15 protein-coding genes are annotated in these 15,087 nt (G+C 41.2%); 11 read left to right on the forward strand and 4 right to left on the reverse strand.

What is annotated here, in order from left to right; genetic code table 11:
- Positions 1–76: 76 nt before the first annotated feature.
- The 9 genes from WG905_RS02570 (at position 77) to WG905_RS02610 (ending at position 6,813) form a co-directional block, all read left to right on the forward strand.
- Positions 77–292: a hypothetical protein gene (locus tag WG905_RS02570; protein WP_339590132.1), complete on the forward strand. Its 216-nt coding sequence runs from the start codon at positions 77–79 to the stop codon at positions 290–292.
- Positions 293–329: 37 nt separating this feature from the next.
- Entirely contained in the window at positions 330–773 is a 444-nt protein-coding gene (locus WG905_RS02575; RefSeq protein WP_339590133.1) for a cytochrome B, read from the forward strand.
- A gap of 219 nt (positions 774–992) precedes the next feature.
- Positions 993–2,399, forward strand: coding sequence for an anthranilate synthase component I family protein (locus WG905_RS02580; RefSeq protein ID WP_339590134.1), 1,407 nt, complete (start codon positions 993–995; stop codon positions 2,397–2,399).
- A 60-nt stretch (positions 2,400–2,459) separates the two neighbouring features.
- Positions 2,460–3,044, forward strand: a complete 585-nt coding sequence (locus tag WG905_RS02585; RefSeq protein WP_339590135.1) for an anthranilate synthase component II — start codon at positions 2,460–2,462, stop codon at positions 3,042–3,044.
- Entirely contained in the window at positions 3,028–3,819 is a 792-nt protein-coding gene (gene trpC / locus WG905_RS02590; RefSeq protein ID WP_339590136.1) for an indole-3-glycerol phosphate synthase TrpC, read from the forward strand. Before WG905_RS02585 ends, trpC begins: the two co-directional genes overlap by 17 nt.
- 23 nt (positions 3,820–3,842) lie before the next feature.
- Positions 3,843–5,033, forward strand: a complete 1,191-nt coding sequence (gene hflX, locus WG905_RS02595; protein ID WP_339590137.1) for a GTPase HflX — start codon at positions 3,843–3,845, stop codon at positions 5,031–5,033.
- An 18-nt stretch (positions 5,034–5,051) separates the two neighbouring features.
- Complete coding sequence (gene rbfA / locus WG905_RS02600; protein WP_339590138.1) at positions 5,052–5,426, forward strand: 30S ribosome-binding factor RbfA; 375 nt, start codon at positions 5,052–5,054, stop codon at positions 5,424–5,426.
- A gap of 71 nt (positions 5,427–5,497) precedes the next feature.
- The gene (locus tag WG905_RS02605) at positions 5,498–6,145 is read left to right on the forward strand and encodes a peptidoglycan DD-metalloendopeptidase family protein (RefSeq protein WP_339590139.1); all 648 of its coding nucleotides are present in this window, start codon (positions 5,498–5,500) and stop codon (positions 6,143–6,145) included.
- A gap of 17 nt (positions 6,146–6,162) precedes the next feature.
- Positions 6,163–6,813 (forward strand): energy transducer TonB, encoded by a 651-nt coding sequence (locus tag WG905_RS02610; RefSeq protein ID WP_339590140.1) that lies wholly within the window; start codon positions 6,163–6,165, stop codon positions 6,811–6,813.
- On the opposite strand, the gene WG905_RS02615 is transcribed toward WG905_RS02610, so the two are convergent.
- Complete coding sequence (locus WG905_RS02615; RefSeq protein WP_339590141.1) at positions 6,810–7,688, reverse strand: diacylglycerol/lipid kinase family protein; 879 nt, start codon at positions 7,686–7,688, stop codon at positions 6,810–6,812. The two genes, WG905_RS02610 and WG905_RS02615, sit on opposite strands and share 4 nt — an antisense overlap.
- 60 nt (positions 7,689–7,748) lie before the next feature.
- Here WG905_RS02615 and WG905_RS02620 point away from each other — a divergent pair, with 60 nt between their 5' ends.
- Positions 7,749–8,723 carry an App1 family protein phosphatidate phosphatase gene (locus tag WG905_RS02620; protein WP_339590142.1) on the forward strand — a complete coding sequence of 325 codons (975 nt, stop codon included), beginning with the start codon at positions 7,749–7,751 and terminating at the stop codon, positions 8,721–8,723.
- Positions 8,724–8,725: 2 nt separating this feature from the next.
- Here WG905_RS02620 and WG905_RS02625 read toward each other — a convergent pair whose 3' ends face one another.
- Together WG905_RS02625 and WG905_RS02630 are read right to left on the reverse strand one after the other, a co-directional pair.
- Entirely contained in the window at positions 8,726–9,928 is a 1,203-nt protein-coding gene (locus WG905_RS02625) for a DUF1501 domain-containing protein (protein WP_339590143.1), read from the reverse strand.
- 18 nt (positions 9,929–9,946) lie between these two features.
- Positions 9,947–11,377, reverse strand: coding sequence for a DUF1800 domain-containing protein (locus tag WG905_RS02630; protein ID WP_339590144.1), 1,431 nt, complete (start codon positions 11,375–11,377; stop codon positions 9,947–9,949).
- Positions 11,378–11,454: 77 nt separating this feature from the next.
- Between WG905_RS02630 and aat the strand changes: the two genes are divergently transcribed.
- Positions 11,455–12,099 (forward strand): leucyl/phenylalanyl-tRNA--protein transferase, encoded by a 645-nt coding sequence (gene aat / locus WG905_RS02635; RefSeq protein WP_339590145.1) that lies wholly within the window; start codon positions 11,455–11,457, stop codon positions 12,097–12,099.
- On the opposite strand, the gene WG905_RS02640 is transcribed toward aat, so the two are convergent.
- Positions 12,092–14,989, reverse strand: a complete 2,898-nt coding sequence (locus WG905_RS02640; protein ID WP_339590146.1) for a DEAD/DEAH box helicase — start codon at positions 14,987–14,989, stop codon at positions 12,092–12,094. The two genes, aat and WG905_RS02640, sit on opposite strands and share 8 nt — an antisense overlap.
- Positions 14,990–15,087: the final 98 nt, after the last annotated feature.

A 15,087-nucleotide genomic window follows, 5' to 3' on the forward strand; every position in this document is an offset into this window, starting at 1 on the left:
AATGCTTGTTTTATACATAGCCGGCTTGTCCTCCCGGTGAGTTCCCCACAGTTACTTCTAACCGGAGATTTTCTTCTTGCCCTTACAAGTTAATTACCATGACGTTTTAAGCCCGCTGCTGCAGAATTTCCTGGGTGATCAACGTATCAGTCTTGGAGTCATTTATAAGGGCTTCGGAGCTATAGCTGGTGATGTCTTGCAACAGCACCTTAAGTACATCAATAGAAACTTAGATGATGCTTGTCTTTCTAAATTTAGATTAGACAATGAAAGTTTTAATTTCTATTTTTAACAAATCTTTAAAAAACAAATTAATTAAAAGATCAATTATGAATGAAATATTGAAAAGTGCCCACTCCGGATGGCGTTATATCGTAATCGTTTTGTTAGTGCTGGCTTTAATTACTGCTATTTCAGGCTGGCTGGGTAAAAAACCTTATACAGAAGGAAACAGGAAACTAAACTTGTTTACATTAATCAGTGCGCATATACAATTGTTATTAGGTTTGGTCTTATATTTCATGAACAGTTGGTATAAAGTTGATAGTTCGGTTGCTATGGGACGTTACTGGAAAATGGAACACATCAGCATGATGATATTTGCTGTGATCCTTATTACAGTTGGTAATGCCCGTACTAAAAGGTTTGATAGTGCCCTGGCCAAACATAAAAACGTAGCCATTTATTTTACCCTAGCCCTTGTCATCATATTCGGTGCCATTTATGCCATGGTAAATGCAGATCCTTCCCGCTCTTTCTGGGGTGTGTCTTAGTATTACAAATTTTATTTGTTTCTTTATAATAATATAATAATAAAGTATATATTTGTTACACATGATCAATAAATTACATACTTGGCAGTGGCGTGGTAATTCTCAAAAGAGTTTCGTCGTTGCTTTGTGTACCTTATAGTTTATCAACCTAAACCATTTCACAACTTAAACCCGACGTAACCACGCCGGGTTTTTTGTTTAAAAGAAAAATATAAAAATATGTTAGATAAATTTTCGATTCATACCACTTCCAAAACAAGATTAGCTGATACCACTACTCCTGTGAGTATCTATCTGCGGTTACGTGATGTATTTCCAAATACTATTTTATTGGAAAGTTCTGATTACCATAGCAGGGAGAATTCCGTAAGTTACGTATGTGCTGACCCTGTCGCAGGGATTATACTGCAGGATGGTGTATTATCGAGTTACTATCCAGACGGAAGCGAAGAAGTTAAAACAGATTTTACGTTAATTGATGAGATTGATGCTTTTAAAGCCCGGTTTGTCCAGCCCGAAAGTAATCATAGCCGTTATATCTCCTCAGGCTTGTTTGGTTATTTCACCTGGGATACCATTCAATATTTTGAAGATATTGTTTTTAACGCCAAAACAGAAAAGGATGAAGCAATCCCTTCCATGCAATATCATGTTTACAGATATACGATTGCAATAGACCACTTCAAAAATGAGATCACTTTCTTTAACAACACTTTTAATGATAGTGAAAATGTTGATACGGAAAGGATTGAATACATCATCCAAAACAAGAATTTCCCGGAATATGATTTCACCAGTGTAGGCGAAGAAAGTTCGAATTTAACAAATGAGGATTTTATCGAGATGGTAGAAAAATTAAAAAAACATATCCTAAGGGGAGATGTTTTCCAAATTGTACCTTCAAGAGCTTTTAAACAAAGTTTCAAGGGGGATGAATTTAATGTCTACCGCTGCCTGCGTTCCATTAATCCTTCACCCTACCTTTTTTACTTTGATTATGGTAACTTTAAACTCTTTGGTTCATCACCGGAAGCCCAAATCACTATCCATAAGGATACAGCCAATATCTACCCCATTGCGGGAACCTTTAAACGTACCGGTAATGATGCTGAAGATGCAGAAATTGCAAAAAGGTTGGAAAATGATCCAAAAGAAAGTGCAGAACATGTAATGCTCGTTGATCTTGCCAGAAATGACTTAAGCAGACATTGTAAACAAGTGGAGGTGAAATCTTTTAAAGAAGTTCAGTATTATTCTCATTTAATTCACCTGGTATCAAAAGTAAGCGGGAAAATAGATAGTGATGTTTCGGCCATTAAAGTCGTTGCGGATACTTACCCGGCCGGAACTTTAAGTGGTGCTCCAAAATATAAAGCGATGCAATTGATCGACAAATATGAAGGTCTGGCAAGGAGTTTTTATGGTGGCGCCATTGGCTACATGGGCTTTGACGAGGCATTTAATCACGCCATCATGATCAGGACTTTTATGAGTAAAAACAATGAGCTTCACTACCGTGCTGGTGCTGGAATTGTGGCAGATTCTATTTCAGAAAACGAATTGAATGAGGTTAACAATAAAATTGCCGCGTTAAGGAAAGCAATTGTAATGGCTGAAAGCATTTAATAGATCAAAAACAGGAGTAGCTGAAATTTGAACAGCCGAAAACATTTAACAATAAGAGTGATGCAAAAGAAAGTTTTAGTAATAGATAATTACGATTCATTTACATATAATTTAGTCCACCTGATCAATGAGCTTGGTTATGAAGCCGAAGTATGGCGCAATGATAAGTTTAACCTTGATGATGTGGAACAGTATGATAAAATACTCCTTTCCCCAGGTCCGGGTGTTCCTGATGAAGCCGGCTTACTGTTGGATGTCATCCATAGATATGCCCCAACGAAGAGTATTTTTGGTGTATGCCTTGGACAGCAGGCCATAGCAGAAGCTTTTGGTGGAAAACTCTTAAATTTGGGCAGGCCAATGCATGGTATCGCCACGCCCATTTCGGTGCTGGATCAAAACGAACCTACCTTTGCCGGGTGTCCCGATTCTATCAATGTAGGGCGTTATCATTCCTGGGTAGTCGACAACGAAGGCTTGCCTGAATGTTTGACAGTTACAGCTAAAGACAAAGATGGTCAGGTGATGGCCTTAACTCATAAGGATTATGATGTGCGGGGTGTACAGTTCCACCCCGAAAGTGTATTGACTGAGTATGGTAAACAAATCATTAAAAATTGGTTAGAGTATGAATATCCTAGATAAAATTGTAGTTCGTAAACGGGAAGAAGTTGCACTTTCCAAAACACAGGTTTCGGTAAGAGAATTAAAGGCTGCTGTTAATTTTGACCGTGAAACCTATTCCTTTAAAAAATTCTTATTGGATGAAAAGCGTAGCGGCATTATTGCCGAATTTAAACGGCGCTCTCCTTCCAAAGGCATCATTAACGACACCTCAACTGTAGAAGAAGTTACCCAAGGTTATGCTGCCGCAGGTGCATCGGCCTTGTCAGTACTGACAGATGCTGATTTTTTTGGCGGACACAAGGAGGATATTTTAAAAGCGAGAGCCGTCAACGAAATTCCCATCCTAAGGAAAGACTTCATTGTTGATGAATACCAAATTTATGAAGCCAAAGCAATGGGCGCTGACATCGTATTGTTGATTGCTGGTATCCTTAATCCGGCCGAAATAAAGTCAATGGTTGCTTTAGCAAAAAGCCTTGGTTTAAATGTACTCCTGGAAGTGCATAATTTAGCGGAATTAGAACGCAGTATCTGTATGGGACTTGATGCCGTTGGCATAAATAATAGAAACCTGGAAGATTTTTCGGTAAATATCCAAACCTCCTTTGACCTGGTTGATCAGATTCCGAATGACTTTCTAAAGATTTCTGAAAGCGCCATCAGCAATACGGCGATCATAAAGGAACTGAAAACCGCCGGTTTTAATGGTTTTTTAATTGGCGAGAATTTCATGAAAACAGCCGACCCAGGCGCTGCAATGGATCAATTTGTGCGTGAATTAATCTCGGTATAACTTTTGTATCTTTGTAAAACAGAATGGGAAAACAGAAATATTATGATACTGCAGTCAAGCAGGAACGCGCTGTACTTGTTGGTGTAATCAGACCGGGCGAGACTCAGGAAGAGACGAAAGAATATCTTGATGAGCTGGCATTTCTCGTAGATACGGCGGGTGGAAAGGTGGAACAGGTTTTTACACAGAAAATGCTGCGCCCGGAAAGGTCAACCTTCGTAGGTACGGGTAAACTAATTGAAATACAGGCTTATGTTAAATCTGAAGAGATTGATATGGTCGTTTTTGACGATGAGCTTTCCCCCTCTCAGCTGAGAAACATTGAACGTGAGTTACAGGTTAAAGTACTTGACAGAAGTAACCTCATCCTGGATATTTTTGCCGGAAGAGCGCAAACTGCACAGGCAAAAACGCAGGTGGAGTTGGCACAGCTGCAATACCTGTTACCTCGATTAACCAGATTATGGACACACCTTGAACGCCAGAAAGGTGGTATCGGGATGCGTGGTCCCGGTGAAACCCAAATTGAGAGTGATAGAAGGATGATCCTTGAAAAGATAGCCCTGCTGAAAGAAAGGTTAAAGCTGATCGATAAGCAGAACGAAACGCAACGTAAAAACCGTACACAACTCATCAGGGTTGCCTTAGTGGGCTATACTAACGTTGGTAAATCTACCATCATGAATATGCTCTCCAAATCAGAAGTATTTGCAGAGAACAAACTCTTCGCTACACTGGATACCACAGTGAGAAAAGTCGTTATTGAAAACTTACCTTTTCTCTTGTCGGACACCGTTGGATTTATCCGCAAATTACCGCATCATTTGGTGGAATGTTTTAAGTCTACATTAGATGAAGTTCGCGAAGCAGATATTCTGATTCACGTGGTAGATGTATCACACCCTAATTTTGAAGATCAGATCGGCGTGGTCAATGAAACCCTGAAAGATCTGGACGCAAGGGATAAAGAAATCATCATGGTTTTCAATAAGATTGACGCCTATGTGAGCCCGGAGGTACAGGAAGAAGGGGAGGAAAAGCGTCCATTTACCCTTGAAGATTTTAAGAAAAGCTGGATGGCCCAGCATAACGACCCTGCGTTGTTTATCTCGGCCCTACACAAAGAAAATTTAGAAGAACTTAAACAATTACTCTATGATAAGGTCGTGGTGCTGCACAAACAGCGTTATCCTTATGATAAATTGTTATATTAATATAAGATCAGGATTATTATGGAAAGTAAAAGACAAAGGAAATTTGCGGGCATGCTGCAAGAAGAGCTGGCAGCAATATTTCAACGTGAAGGGGCAGTATATTTACCAAATACACTCGTTACCATCACAAAGGTAAGGGTATCTTCTGATCTTGGCGTCGCAAAGATATATTTGAGCTTTTTAAACGCTAACAATACTGCATTAGCCATTGCAGAAGTCAACTCACATGCAGGAGAGATCAGGTATAAACTTGGTTCAAGGATTCGCCACCAGGCGCGTATTGTTCCGACACTTAACTTCTTCCTGGATGACACGAATACCTATGTAGAACAAATGGATAAGATCTTCGATAAGATTACCAAGGAAAGAAAAGAAAACGGAGAAGAAGAATAGCCAGGTTATCTATGTCGCCCTCAGAGAAATTTGCCAACTATTTTCATAAGTCAGCTGTTAACTTAGCCCCAGTGGTAGATTTTGATAGCGCTGCAGACCGCCTGTACCCTTTCGATTTCACGATTAACAATAAAGACCTGAATCCTGCTGTTCTAGCAGATACAGCACAGTTTTCCACTTGGATAGACAAAAATCTTCAGGAAAAACAGGCCCGGTATGGTATAGGTGGTTACAATGAACACCGGACCATCTATGCCAGAAGTGCGCACTTCGATGCCGGCGAAGAGCCTCGACGCTTACATCTCGGTGTTGATATCTGGGGCAAGGCAGGCACCCCAGTCTATAATTTCCTTCCTGCAACCGTACATAGCTTTAAATTTAATGATCACTTTGGTGATTATGGTGCTACCATCATTTTAAAGTATCAGCTCGATGACCTCGTTGTTTATGGGCTATATGGTCATTTGAGTTTAGATTCCTTACATCATTTAAAAGAAGGACAGCTGATTGCTGCAGGTCAGCAGTTTGCCACTTTCGGAATACCAGAAGAAAATGGCCACTGGCCGCCTCACCTTCATTTCCAACTGATCTTTGATATCAAAAGTTATAAAGGCGATTATCCCGGTGTTTGCAGGTATACGCAAAGGGCAGGTTTCCTGGCAAATAGTCCCGATCCGGCACCAATTCTAAAACATACATTTCCACTGGTTTCGGTTTAATTTATGTAAATTAGTACATGAGGAAAATCTTAGTCATATTTTTTCTTTGCATCACTTTTTCAGCCTTTGCTCAACCTCAAATTAAAGGAGGGTTGGAAGCATTTATCAAGTCTAACCTGGTTTATCCGCCCTACTCTTTGCAAAACTGCCTGGAAGGGAACGTGACAGTTGCTTTTAAACTGACCAAAGATGGTGAAGTTTACCAATCTTCAGTACAATCAGGTATAGGCACCGATCTGGATGATGAAGCACTGCGGCTCATCCGCAGGAGTACCGGCAAATGGATCATGCCTGCCAGTTATGATACCTCCGTTGTTGTCATTGCCCCTGTAAATTTCAAATTGGAAGGCTATAACTGTGGTAACCGCACAAAGGCCGACAAACAAAGAGCTATTGCTGCTTACCAGGCCAGTGAAGGGCTTACCGAGGCCATTTTAAATTTTTATAAGAATAAGGAAGCCGGCACGTTTAAAAAAGAGGAAGAAGCCAGGTTCTTACAATTGAAGGAAGAACTGGGCTATGACAAAGCTTTTATGGAAAGGAAGATAGCCGCAGGCATGAAAAAGCTCAAGCAGAATGACAATCAAGGCGCCTGTGAAGACTTTCAGTTTGTTAAACACATGGGCTTTGACCTTGCCGATCAGTACATCAAAAAATACTGTCCCTAAACATCTTCTTCCGGCGGAACAATGATTTTTAAAGCCGCAGGAATAATTTCTGCCGCAATGCGGTTCACTTTTCCCATATATTCCCCATCTACCTGGAAATGAACACGGTGCCGGGTCCTGATACTCAGTTCCCTGGTTTTGAAGATCTCGATCTTATCCGGATTAAAAGGAAGCGAGGTAAACCTGATCTTCAGGATCTCCATCACAGAATATTCCTTAATAAGGATCACTTCAAAGAAATCATCATCTAATTGTCCTTCCGGATTGATTTTAACACCCGTGCCATACATCGTGGCATTGGCAATCACCACCATGGCGGCACTTGATTTAACTTCTTCCTTGTCGGTTTTAAAAACAACCTCCATTTTATGCTGCCGTAAAAAAGCCTGCCATGCCGCTTTTGCATAGCCCCACATCCCCCTTTCTGGCAGGTCATCAAATTTTTTAACCACATAGGCATTATAACCAATATCTGCCAGGTGGATACATAACTCCCCGTTTACAATGACCGCGTGAATGCTTTTCGGTATTCCATTTAGTACCAGCTCCAGGGCTTCATTCCCATCTGCAGGTATTCCCAATTCCCTGGCCATCCCGTTAGCAGAGCCTGCAGGGATTAGTCCGATTGGCATATTGGTGTTTAACAAGCATTCTGCTACTAACCGTAGTGTACCATCTCCGCCTACAGCAATTACTTTTGTAGCATTAGAAGCGCCGATGGCTTCTTTAATTTTGGGGATGGAACAATTACTTGGCAGGTTAAAAATCTCGTACAGGTCATCCCGCGACTGGAAAAACTCTTTGATAAGTTCTGTGTAATCGGTACCGTGACTTCCTGAACCAGGATTCACGATAAAAAGTAATTTTTCTTCCAATGGATAGCGTTATTGTTTAATAATACAAACAACCGTTGCCCAATCTCTGTTTTACTTTTAATGAATAAATCTGTAAGTGTAAAAGTATACCACGGGTACGGGCACAGGCACGACCTGGTGGTATACGGACATGTATTTAAATATAAAGCCAGGGCTAACCAGGTTTTCAGCAATAATCTCCTGGTTAATATTGTTCACCTGTTTAAATTATTTGTACTGAAACCATTCCCCTTTACCCGGGTAAGATTATCATTTCTTGATGATGTAGTGGAACAAACCACTGAATATGATGGCTTTTTTAAATTTGAATGGGTAGCCGGCCAGAAGGTGAACGCAGGCTGGCACCCTGTAAAGGTAGAAGCATTGGGTGAGGGCGATGATGTGATTGCCGAGAGTACCGGTGAAATTTATGTGCCACACATTACTCAATATGCCTTCATATCAGATGTAGATGATACCATTATGATTTCACATTCGGCGACCATCTGGAGAAGATTACGCGAATTGTTCATTAAAAACCCACGTACCAGGAAAACCTTTGCAGATGCGCAGCAGCATTATGAATTATTAGCCAACGCACAAACAGAACCTGGTCAACCAAATCCGTTTTTTTATGTATCAAGCAGTGAATGGAACCTGTACGATTACCTCGTGGAGACTTTCAGGTACAATGAACTCCCCGAAGGGGCGTTCCTCCTTAACCAGATCAAACAATGGAAGAACCTTTTTAAAACAGGTAAAACAGGCCATGAGGGGAAGCTATTAAGGGTAATGCGAATCTTGCATGCTTTTCCTAACCAGAAGTTTGTTTTTTTCGGCGACAATTCACAACAAGACCCACATATTTATACCACCATTGCCCATAAATACCCGCAAAACATCAAGGCGATTTATATCCGGCAGGTTGTTCATAAAAAAGAAGCCGCTACCAGGGCCTTATTGGAAGAGGCGGAAGCTAAGGGCATAAAGACCTGTCTGTTCAAAAGCAGTAAAGAAGCTATTGAGCATTCCAAACAAATCGGTTTGCTGGAATAAAATTATATGAAATCAAGCGTATTGAATTTCCTGCTAAGGATATCACCGTTATTCACATCCAGCCACTTATCTAAAACCGTTGCATAAACCTGTCTGAAATCCACCTGGTATTTTAAATCACCGGCATCCAGATCACCAAGATGAGGTGCCGGATTAAAGATCCCTTGCTTCTTTAATTTCCCACCGAAAAGGAACATGTTATTTGCCGTGCCGTGGTCAGTCCCGTTGCTGGCATTCTGTTCCACCCTCCGCCCAAACTCGGAGAAGGTCATTACCAATGTATCATCCAGTTTATCATTTTCTTTAAGGTCTTTTACAAACGAATTAATCCCTTCAGCATACTGCTTCAGCAAATTTCCCTGCTGCTGCTTCTGGTTCACATGCGTGTCAAAGCCACTCAGCGAAACATAGTAGATCCTGGTTTTTAATCCGGAGGAGATAAACCTCGAAATGGTTTTCAGCTGATTGGAAAATGCCGTACTGGGGTAAACTGATTTATTTTGAAAAGTTTTTGAGGTATGGTGGATATAATTTGCCGAGGAAGATGTTTCTATCATTGTTTTATACAGATAACCTAAATTATCCTCATCCAGGTGTTCCTTCTCCTCCTGACGAATCATTTCCTTGAAAAAGGGCTCATTGGTGTTTCTGAATAAAACTGCCGGATCTTTCAGGGCGATCCCTTTTTTAGTCTGTCCTTTCATGGCCAGCGAAAGGCTGTCGTCCACTTCAATAGCTGTATAAGGGAATTTGCAAGTATTGCAGTCTGAATCCAGGTATCGGCCTATCCAGCCTGTGGTCAGGAACTGGTTAGCATCACTGGCTGTTTGCCAGATGTCCATGGAACGGAAATGAGACCTGTCGGGATTTGGGTAACCCACATCATTGATGATCGTCATCCAACCCTGGTCATAAATTTCTTTAAGTGCCGACAGCTGTGGGTGAAGTCCCTGCATGTCATTCAGCTTAATCAGTTCCTGTGGTCTAATCGCAATGCTTCTCCTTTTCTGGTAGTAAATATCATTACCATAGGGCACAACGGTATTCAGCCCATCGTTACCGCCTGAAAGCTGTATCACCACCAGGTTTTTATAACTGCTTAACTCCTCTAAAGCAAATGCTTCAAAAGGCTTAAGAAAGGCAGGAACCATGATTGCGCCTGCGGAGGTAAAAATGGTGTTTCTTAAAAAATCTCTTCTCTTCATGATATTTTATCCGCTAGCTTAACACAACTGGTATTCCGGGGTGCTGGTTATTTCTATCGCTACATTTTTAAGGGTAGCCTTGTGATCAATTAAACTTTTAATCTTGGCATTCAGCCCGGGCTGCAATAGAAAAGAAGCCAGTTGTTCTGCACTGCAATCTTTAGGTAAAGAAGCTAAAAACCTGGTCCAGTCGGCCGATGCATTGATGTAAGATTTTACTGGCCTGGCTTTACCTTTTCTGTTGATGGCCAATAAGGCTTCATCTTCAGGGTCGGCCTTGCCGCTAAAATCAATAAGGCCATCATTCAAAACCAGCGAAGGGATCTTCATCCTCAACATCAGTGAAGAACTGTCGATCCAGTTTTTACCGCCGGGCCAGCCAGCCACATTGGGCGGGTTAAACAAGTACTGGCCTAAACTGCTTTGCAGTTGTATCAATACCTGGGGTTTTTGGAAATTTACATAAAAGGTCTTGCTCAGGCTGACCAGGAACTCGGCAGGAGACTTAATTTTATTGCCTGTATTTGCGGAATCATAAAACCAATCAGACTTAAAAATCTGCTCCATCACAGCAGCTATGTTATAGCTTTTAGCGTCAAAATGCCTGGCCAGTTCTTTAATGTGTATTTCGTTTGGCTGATCGTTAACAAAGAAAGTATACAATTTCTTACAAATAAACTCGGCTGCAGCAGGTTGCTCCAGGATGATATCGATAATAGCTTCACCATCAAAATTTCCTGTCTTGCCTAAAAAAGTTTTGCTCCCTTCATCATGTAAGTTTCTCCTGAATTCAAACTCACCTTCCTTATTGTAGCTCCAGCCGGTAAAAGCCCTTGCGGCTTCTTTAACATCTTTTTCTGTATAATTTCCACGGCCCAGTGTAAACAGCTCCATCAGCTCCCGCGCAAAATTCTCATTGGGGCGGTTCTTTCGGTTTTGCTGGTTATTGAGGTATTGAAGCATGGCAGGCGATTGCGAGACCTCCATGACCAGCATTTTGAAACTTCCTAAAGCATTTTTTCTTTGGATGTTGTTCAACTGCTGTGCGTAATAGGGGTTATTGGAGCGACAGGCGAAATGGCCATGCCAAAACAAGGTCATCTTTTCCAGTAAAGGGGATTCAGAATCGATCATCTTTTGGATCCAGGCAATGTTCAGGTCCCTGCTTTTCGCATTTTGCATCCTGATGATGGTTTTCCGCTGTTCGCTCTCTGCCGGGGTTAATTCTTTTTTAGCACCTAAACCGGCCTGCCGAAGCAGTTGCTGCCTGGTTTCACTCTGGTCAACCGTAGTCAATCCGGCATCAGCTGCAGCCGCCTGTGAAAATAAATGATTAACAGCTTTATGAAAATTTCTGTTGCTTGCTTTGTGTAAATCCTGGAAAGCTATACCAAAACCTGCTCTGTGATATAAGTGTTTTATCTTGAAGAAATTTTCTTTTCGCTCCATTAATTTATGTATTGAATTCTGGTAAGACTGTACTTTGCCAAATAGGTTTAATTTAAATTTTGTTCGTAATATTGTACATGGTTTTTCGGTTGCAAAAGAATGTAATCTCTTTTCCTGATTGTTCCCTTGCTGATCCTGATGGCCTTTTGGCTGTTGGTGGTGATCTGAGCAAGGAGCGTTTGTTACTGGCTTATCATAACGGTATCTTTCCCTGGTTTAGTGAGGGAGATCCGATTTGCTGGTTTGCACCCCATGAGCGCTGTGTCATATTTCCTGAGCACATTAAGATAAGCAAAAGTATGAAAAAGGTGCTTAAGGATCAGGTGTTTACCATCACCACTAATCTTGCCTTTTCAGAAGTGATCAGAAACTGCGCATCGGTAAGCCGCAATATGCAGGACGGTACCTGGATTACCAGAGATATGCGAAAGGCCTATATCAGGCTTCATGAAAGTGGCCATGCACACAGTGTAGAGGTTTGGCAGGAAGGGCGGCTGGTAGGCGGCCTGTATGGGGTAAAAGTCAACCAGGTGTTCTGTGGCGAAAGTATGTTCAGTTTGGTAAGCAATGCCTCAAAAGCAGCCTTGATTTGGCTGAGTCAGCATCCTTCCATCAAAATGATCGATTGCCAGCTGCCAAATGATCATTTGCTAAGCCTGGGTGCAGAAATGATTCCAAGAGCAGCATATCTTGATATCTTAAGGCAAGTGCCTGCTAGTTAAGTAGTTCGTTGATGTCTTCCTTGCTTAATGATTTAAAGAAACTTTCTTCCGTGGTAATGAGTGAGCTGGCCAGTTTCTTTTTCCGGTTCTGGAGGGAAAGAATCTTTTCTTCCACCGTGTCTTTAGCAATGAATTTATAAATGAATACCTTCTTTTCCTGTCCGATACGGTGCGTACGGTCAATAGCCTGTTGTTCAACCGCCGGATTCCACCAGGGGTCCAGAATGAAAACATAGTCTGCTTCGGTAAGGTTTAAGCCTACACCACCCGCCTTGATAGAGATCAGAAAAACCTTGAGATTAACGTCATTTTGAAATTCTGCCACCACTTCTCCGCGGTTTTTTGTAGCTCCGTCCAGGTAAGAAAAGTTGATTTGCTCCTGTTCCAGGTAATCTTTAAAGATGCTCAGGTGTTTAACAAACTGTGAAAAGATCAACACTTTATGACCTCCCTTCAGTACATTATCCAGCGTATTGATTACATTTTCGAATTTACCAGAGTCAGAATCATAACCCTTGTCAATCATGACCGGGTGGTTGGCCAGTTGGCGCAAAGCTGTTAATCCCTGTAAAAGCTGCACTTGTTTTTTAGTATAAGTGCCATCATCCATACTGCTCAGCAAATCATTGCGATAGGCAGATTTTGTTTCCTCATAATAAGTAGCTTGGTCTTCGCTCATGCTGCAATAGATAATTTGCTCCGTTTTAGGAGGCAATTCTTCAGCCACCTGCTCTTTGGTCCTTCTCAACACAAAAGGTTTGATAATTGCCTGCAGTTTTCTTGATTTCTCCTCGTCTTTTTTTCTTTCTATGGCCTGTACAAACTCTTCATTGAAATAGGATTGGGTACCTAACAAACCTGGATTTAAAAAAGTAAGCTGTGTCCATAAATCACCTACAGTATTCTCTACCGGTGTACCGCTCAGGATAAGCCGGTGTTTTGATTTTAGCACCCTTACGGATTTAAAAGACTTTGATGAAGGATTTTTGATGTTCTGACTTTCATCGAGAATGATGTAATTGAAATAAAAATCCTTTAATAAGCTTACATCCACCCGGGTGATCCCATAGGTAGTAATGACCACATCATAGTCGATAAATTTACTGATGTCTTTGTTTCTGGTTGTCCCTGTATGTGCCAGTATTTTAAGCTGTGGCGTAAACTTTTGCGCCTCACTCAGCCAGTTGTAAATTAAAGAAGTAGGCATAACGATTAAAGAGGTGCCTATGGTGGCATGATCTTCATTATCTTCCTTTAGTTTTTGCAGCAAGGCCAGCGTTTGAATGGTTTTACCTAAACCCATATCATCGGCAAGGCAACCACCAAAATTATATTCTCTTAAAAAACTAAACCAATTGTATCCTGCTTTTTGGTAAGTCCTTAAATCGCCATTAAAGTGAACCGGCATCTTCACATCAGCAATGTTCTCAAAATCATTTAACTTTTCCAGTTTCCTGTTTAAGGTTACATTAGCAAGGCTGTCTTCACCCAGGTCGCTCAATAAGCCAATATGGTGTTTTTTTAATTTTAAAGATTTCGTTCCGTCAGAGAGCATGAACAGGCTGCCATACTTACTAAACCACTGCTCGGGAATGATGGCAATGGATCCGTCGGGCAATGAAAATTCTCTTTTCTTATGCAGGATATGATGTTTTAATGCTAAAAAAGGAACGGGATGTGCACCGAAATAAACAATAGCATCGATATCAAACCAATCATTTTTTTCACTGATCTCGAAGTTGATTGTGTTTACCGCAAATAAAAATTTCTTTGCGCCCGAAGTTTGTATGATTTCATAACCGTTGTTCTGCAGTTCTTCCAAATGTTCATTTACCCAGTTGATGACGCCGTAAGATTGATCTTCGTCTTCATGCGCCTGACTAAGCTCCAGGTGATAGGTATGGGGATTGATTTTCTTTAAGCCAGATTTCAATAACTCACTGAACTTGCCTTTCTCCCAGTCGTTTTTCCGCTTAATGCGGCTAAATACATAATTATCATCGGTTTTAACCACCCTGACCGTAACCTTCCGCTCCACATTCATTGGAAAGGTGTAAGGGCCATATTTGAAGCAAAGTTGCAACTGAGAAATACCGCCTTCCACATAAACCACTTCCAGAACCGGTATAGGATCATATTGTTCGGTGTTGATTTCGAACCCTTCTGCATAGACATGGTACTTTTCGATCAAAGGACCGACAAACTTTTCAAAATAGGCTTCTTCTGTGGCTTTCGGAATGGTGATGAAGCGCTTGTTCAGAAAGGGCTGCAATTTTTTTCCTTCAATGTTGTTCTCGAAAAAATACAATATTTCATCCAGCAGGAGCCATGCCGGTTGGTTGCTCACTACCTGGGCATCCTTAAACATGAAATCTATGCGTAAGCCCTTATATTTTAGGGTTGGGAAATACCGCGTTTCAAAGTTGTTTTTGCGAAAGTGGAAGAGCACTGTTGCTGGCTCGGTAGCTATTTCAAGTTTCCTTTCTGCGGGCCAGCCATCTTTACCCATCAGGTACAGCGAGTCTGTGACCACAATGATTGCCAACACTTCAGCCAGTTTTTTCTCTAGTTTAGGGCGTACTTTATCGTAGAATTTATCATCAAAAAACTTGCTGAAAAACTCCATCGGCCTGATTTGCTTTTTATGATGCTTCTTAATGATAAAATCCTGCTCCATCTCGTCCAGCAGTTTAATCAGCTTCAGGTCGTTAGGCGTAAGGTGCCTGGAGAACTCTTCTGCAGTATGACTAAACAATCGCTGGTAGGTTAATGAAAAATCACCATGCGGATTAAGCTGCACCATATGGGGTTCAATTAAATAACCCAGGTACTCATGCTTACATAAGGAATATACAATTTTGCATGGTTTGGCACTATCTACACGTAACATAAAGAAGAGTTATAATAAAGCGGCTAAGCAAATTGAAACCTTTAAACATACATCAAAATGGCAGGCTTTCAAAAAACTAAGGGAGGTAAAATGTAATC

This window comes from Pedobacter immunditicola, assembly GCF_037482985.1.
GTDB classification, from domain to species: Bacteria; Bacteroidota; Bacteroidia; order Sphingobacteriales; family Sphingobacteriaceae; genus Pedobacter; species Pedobacter immunditicola.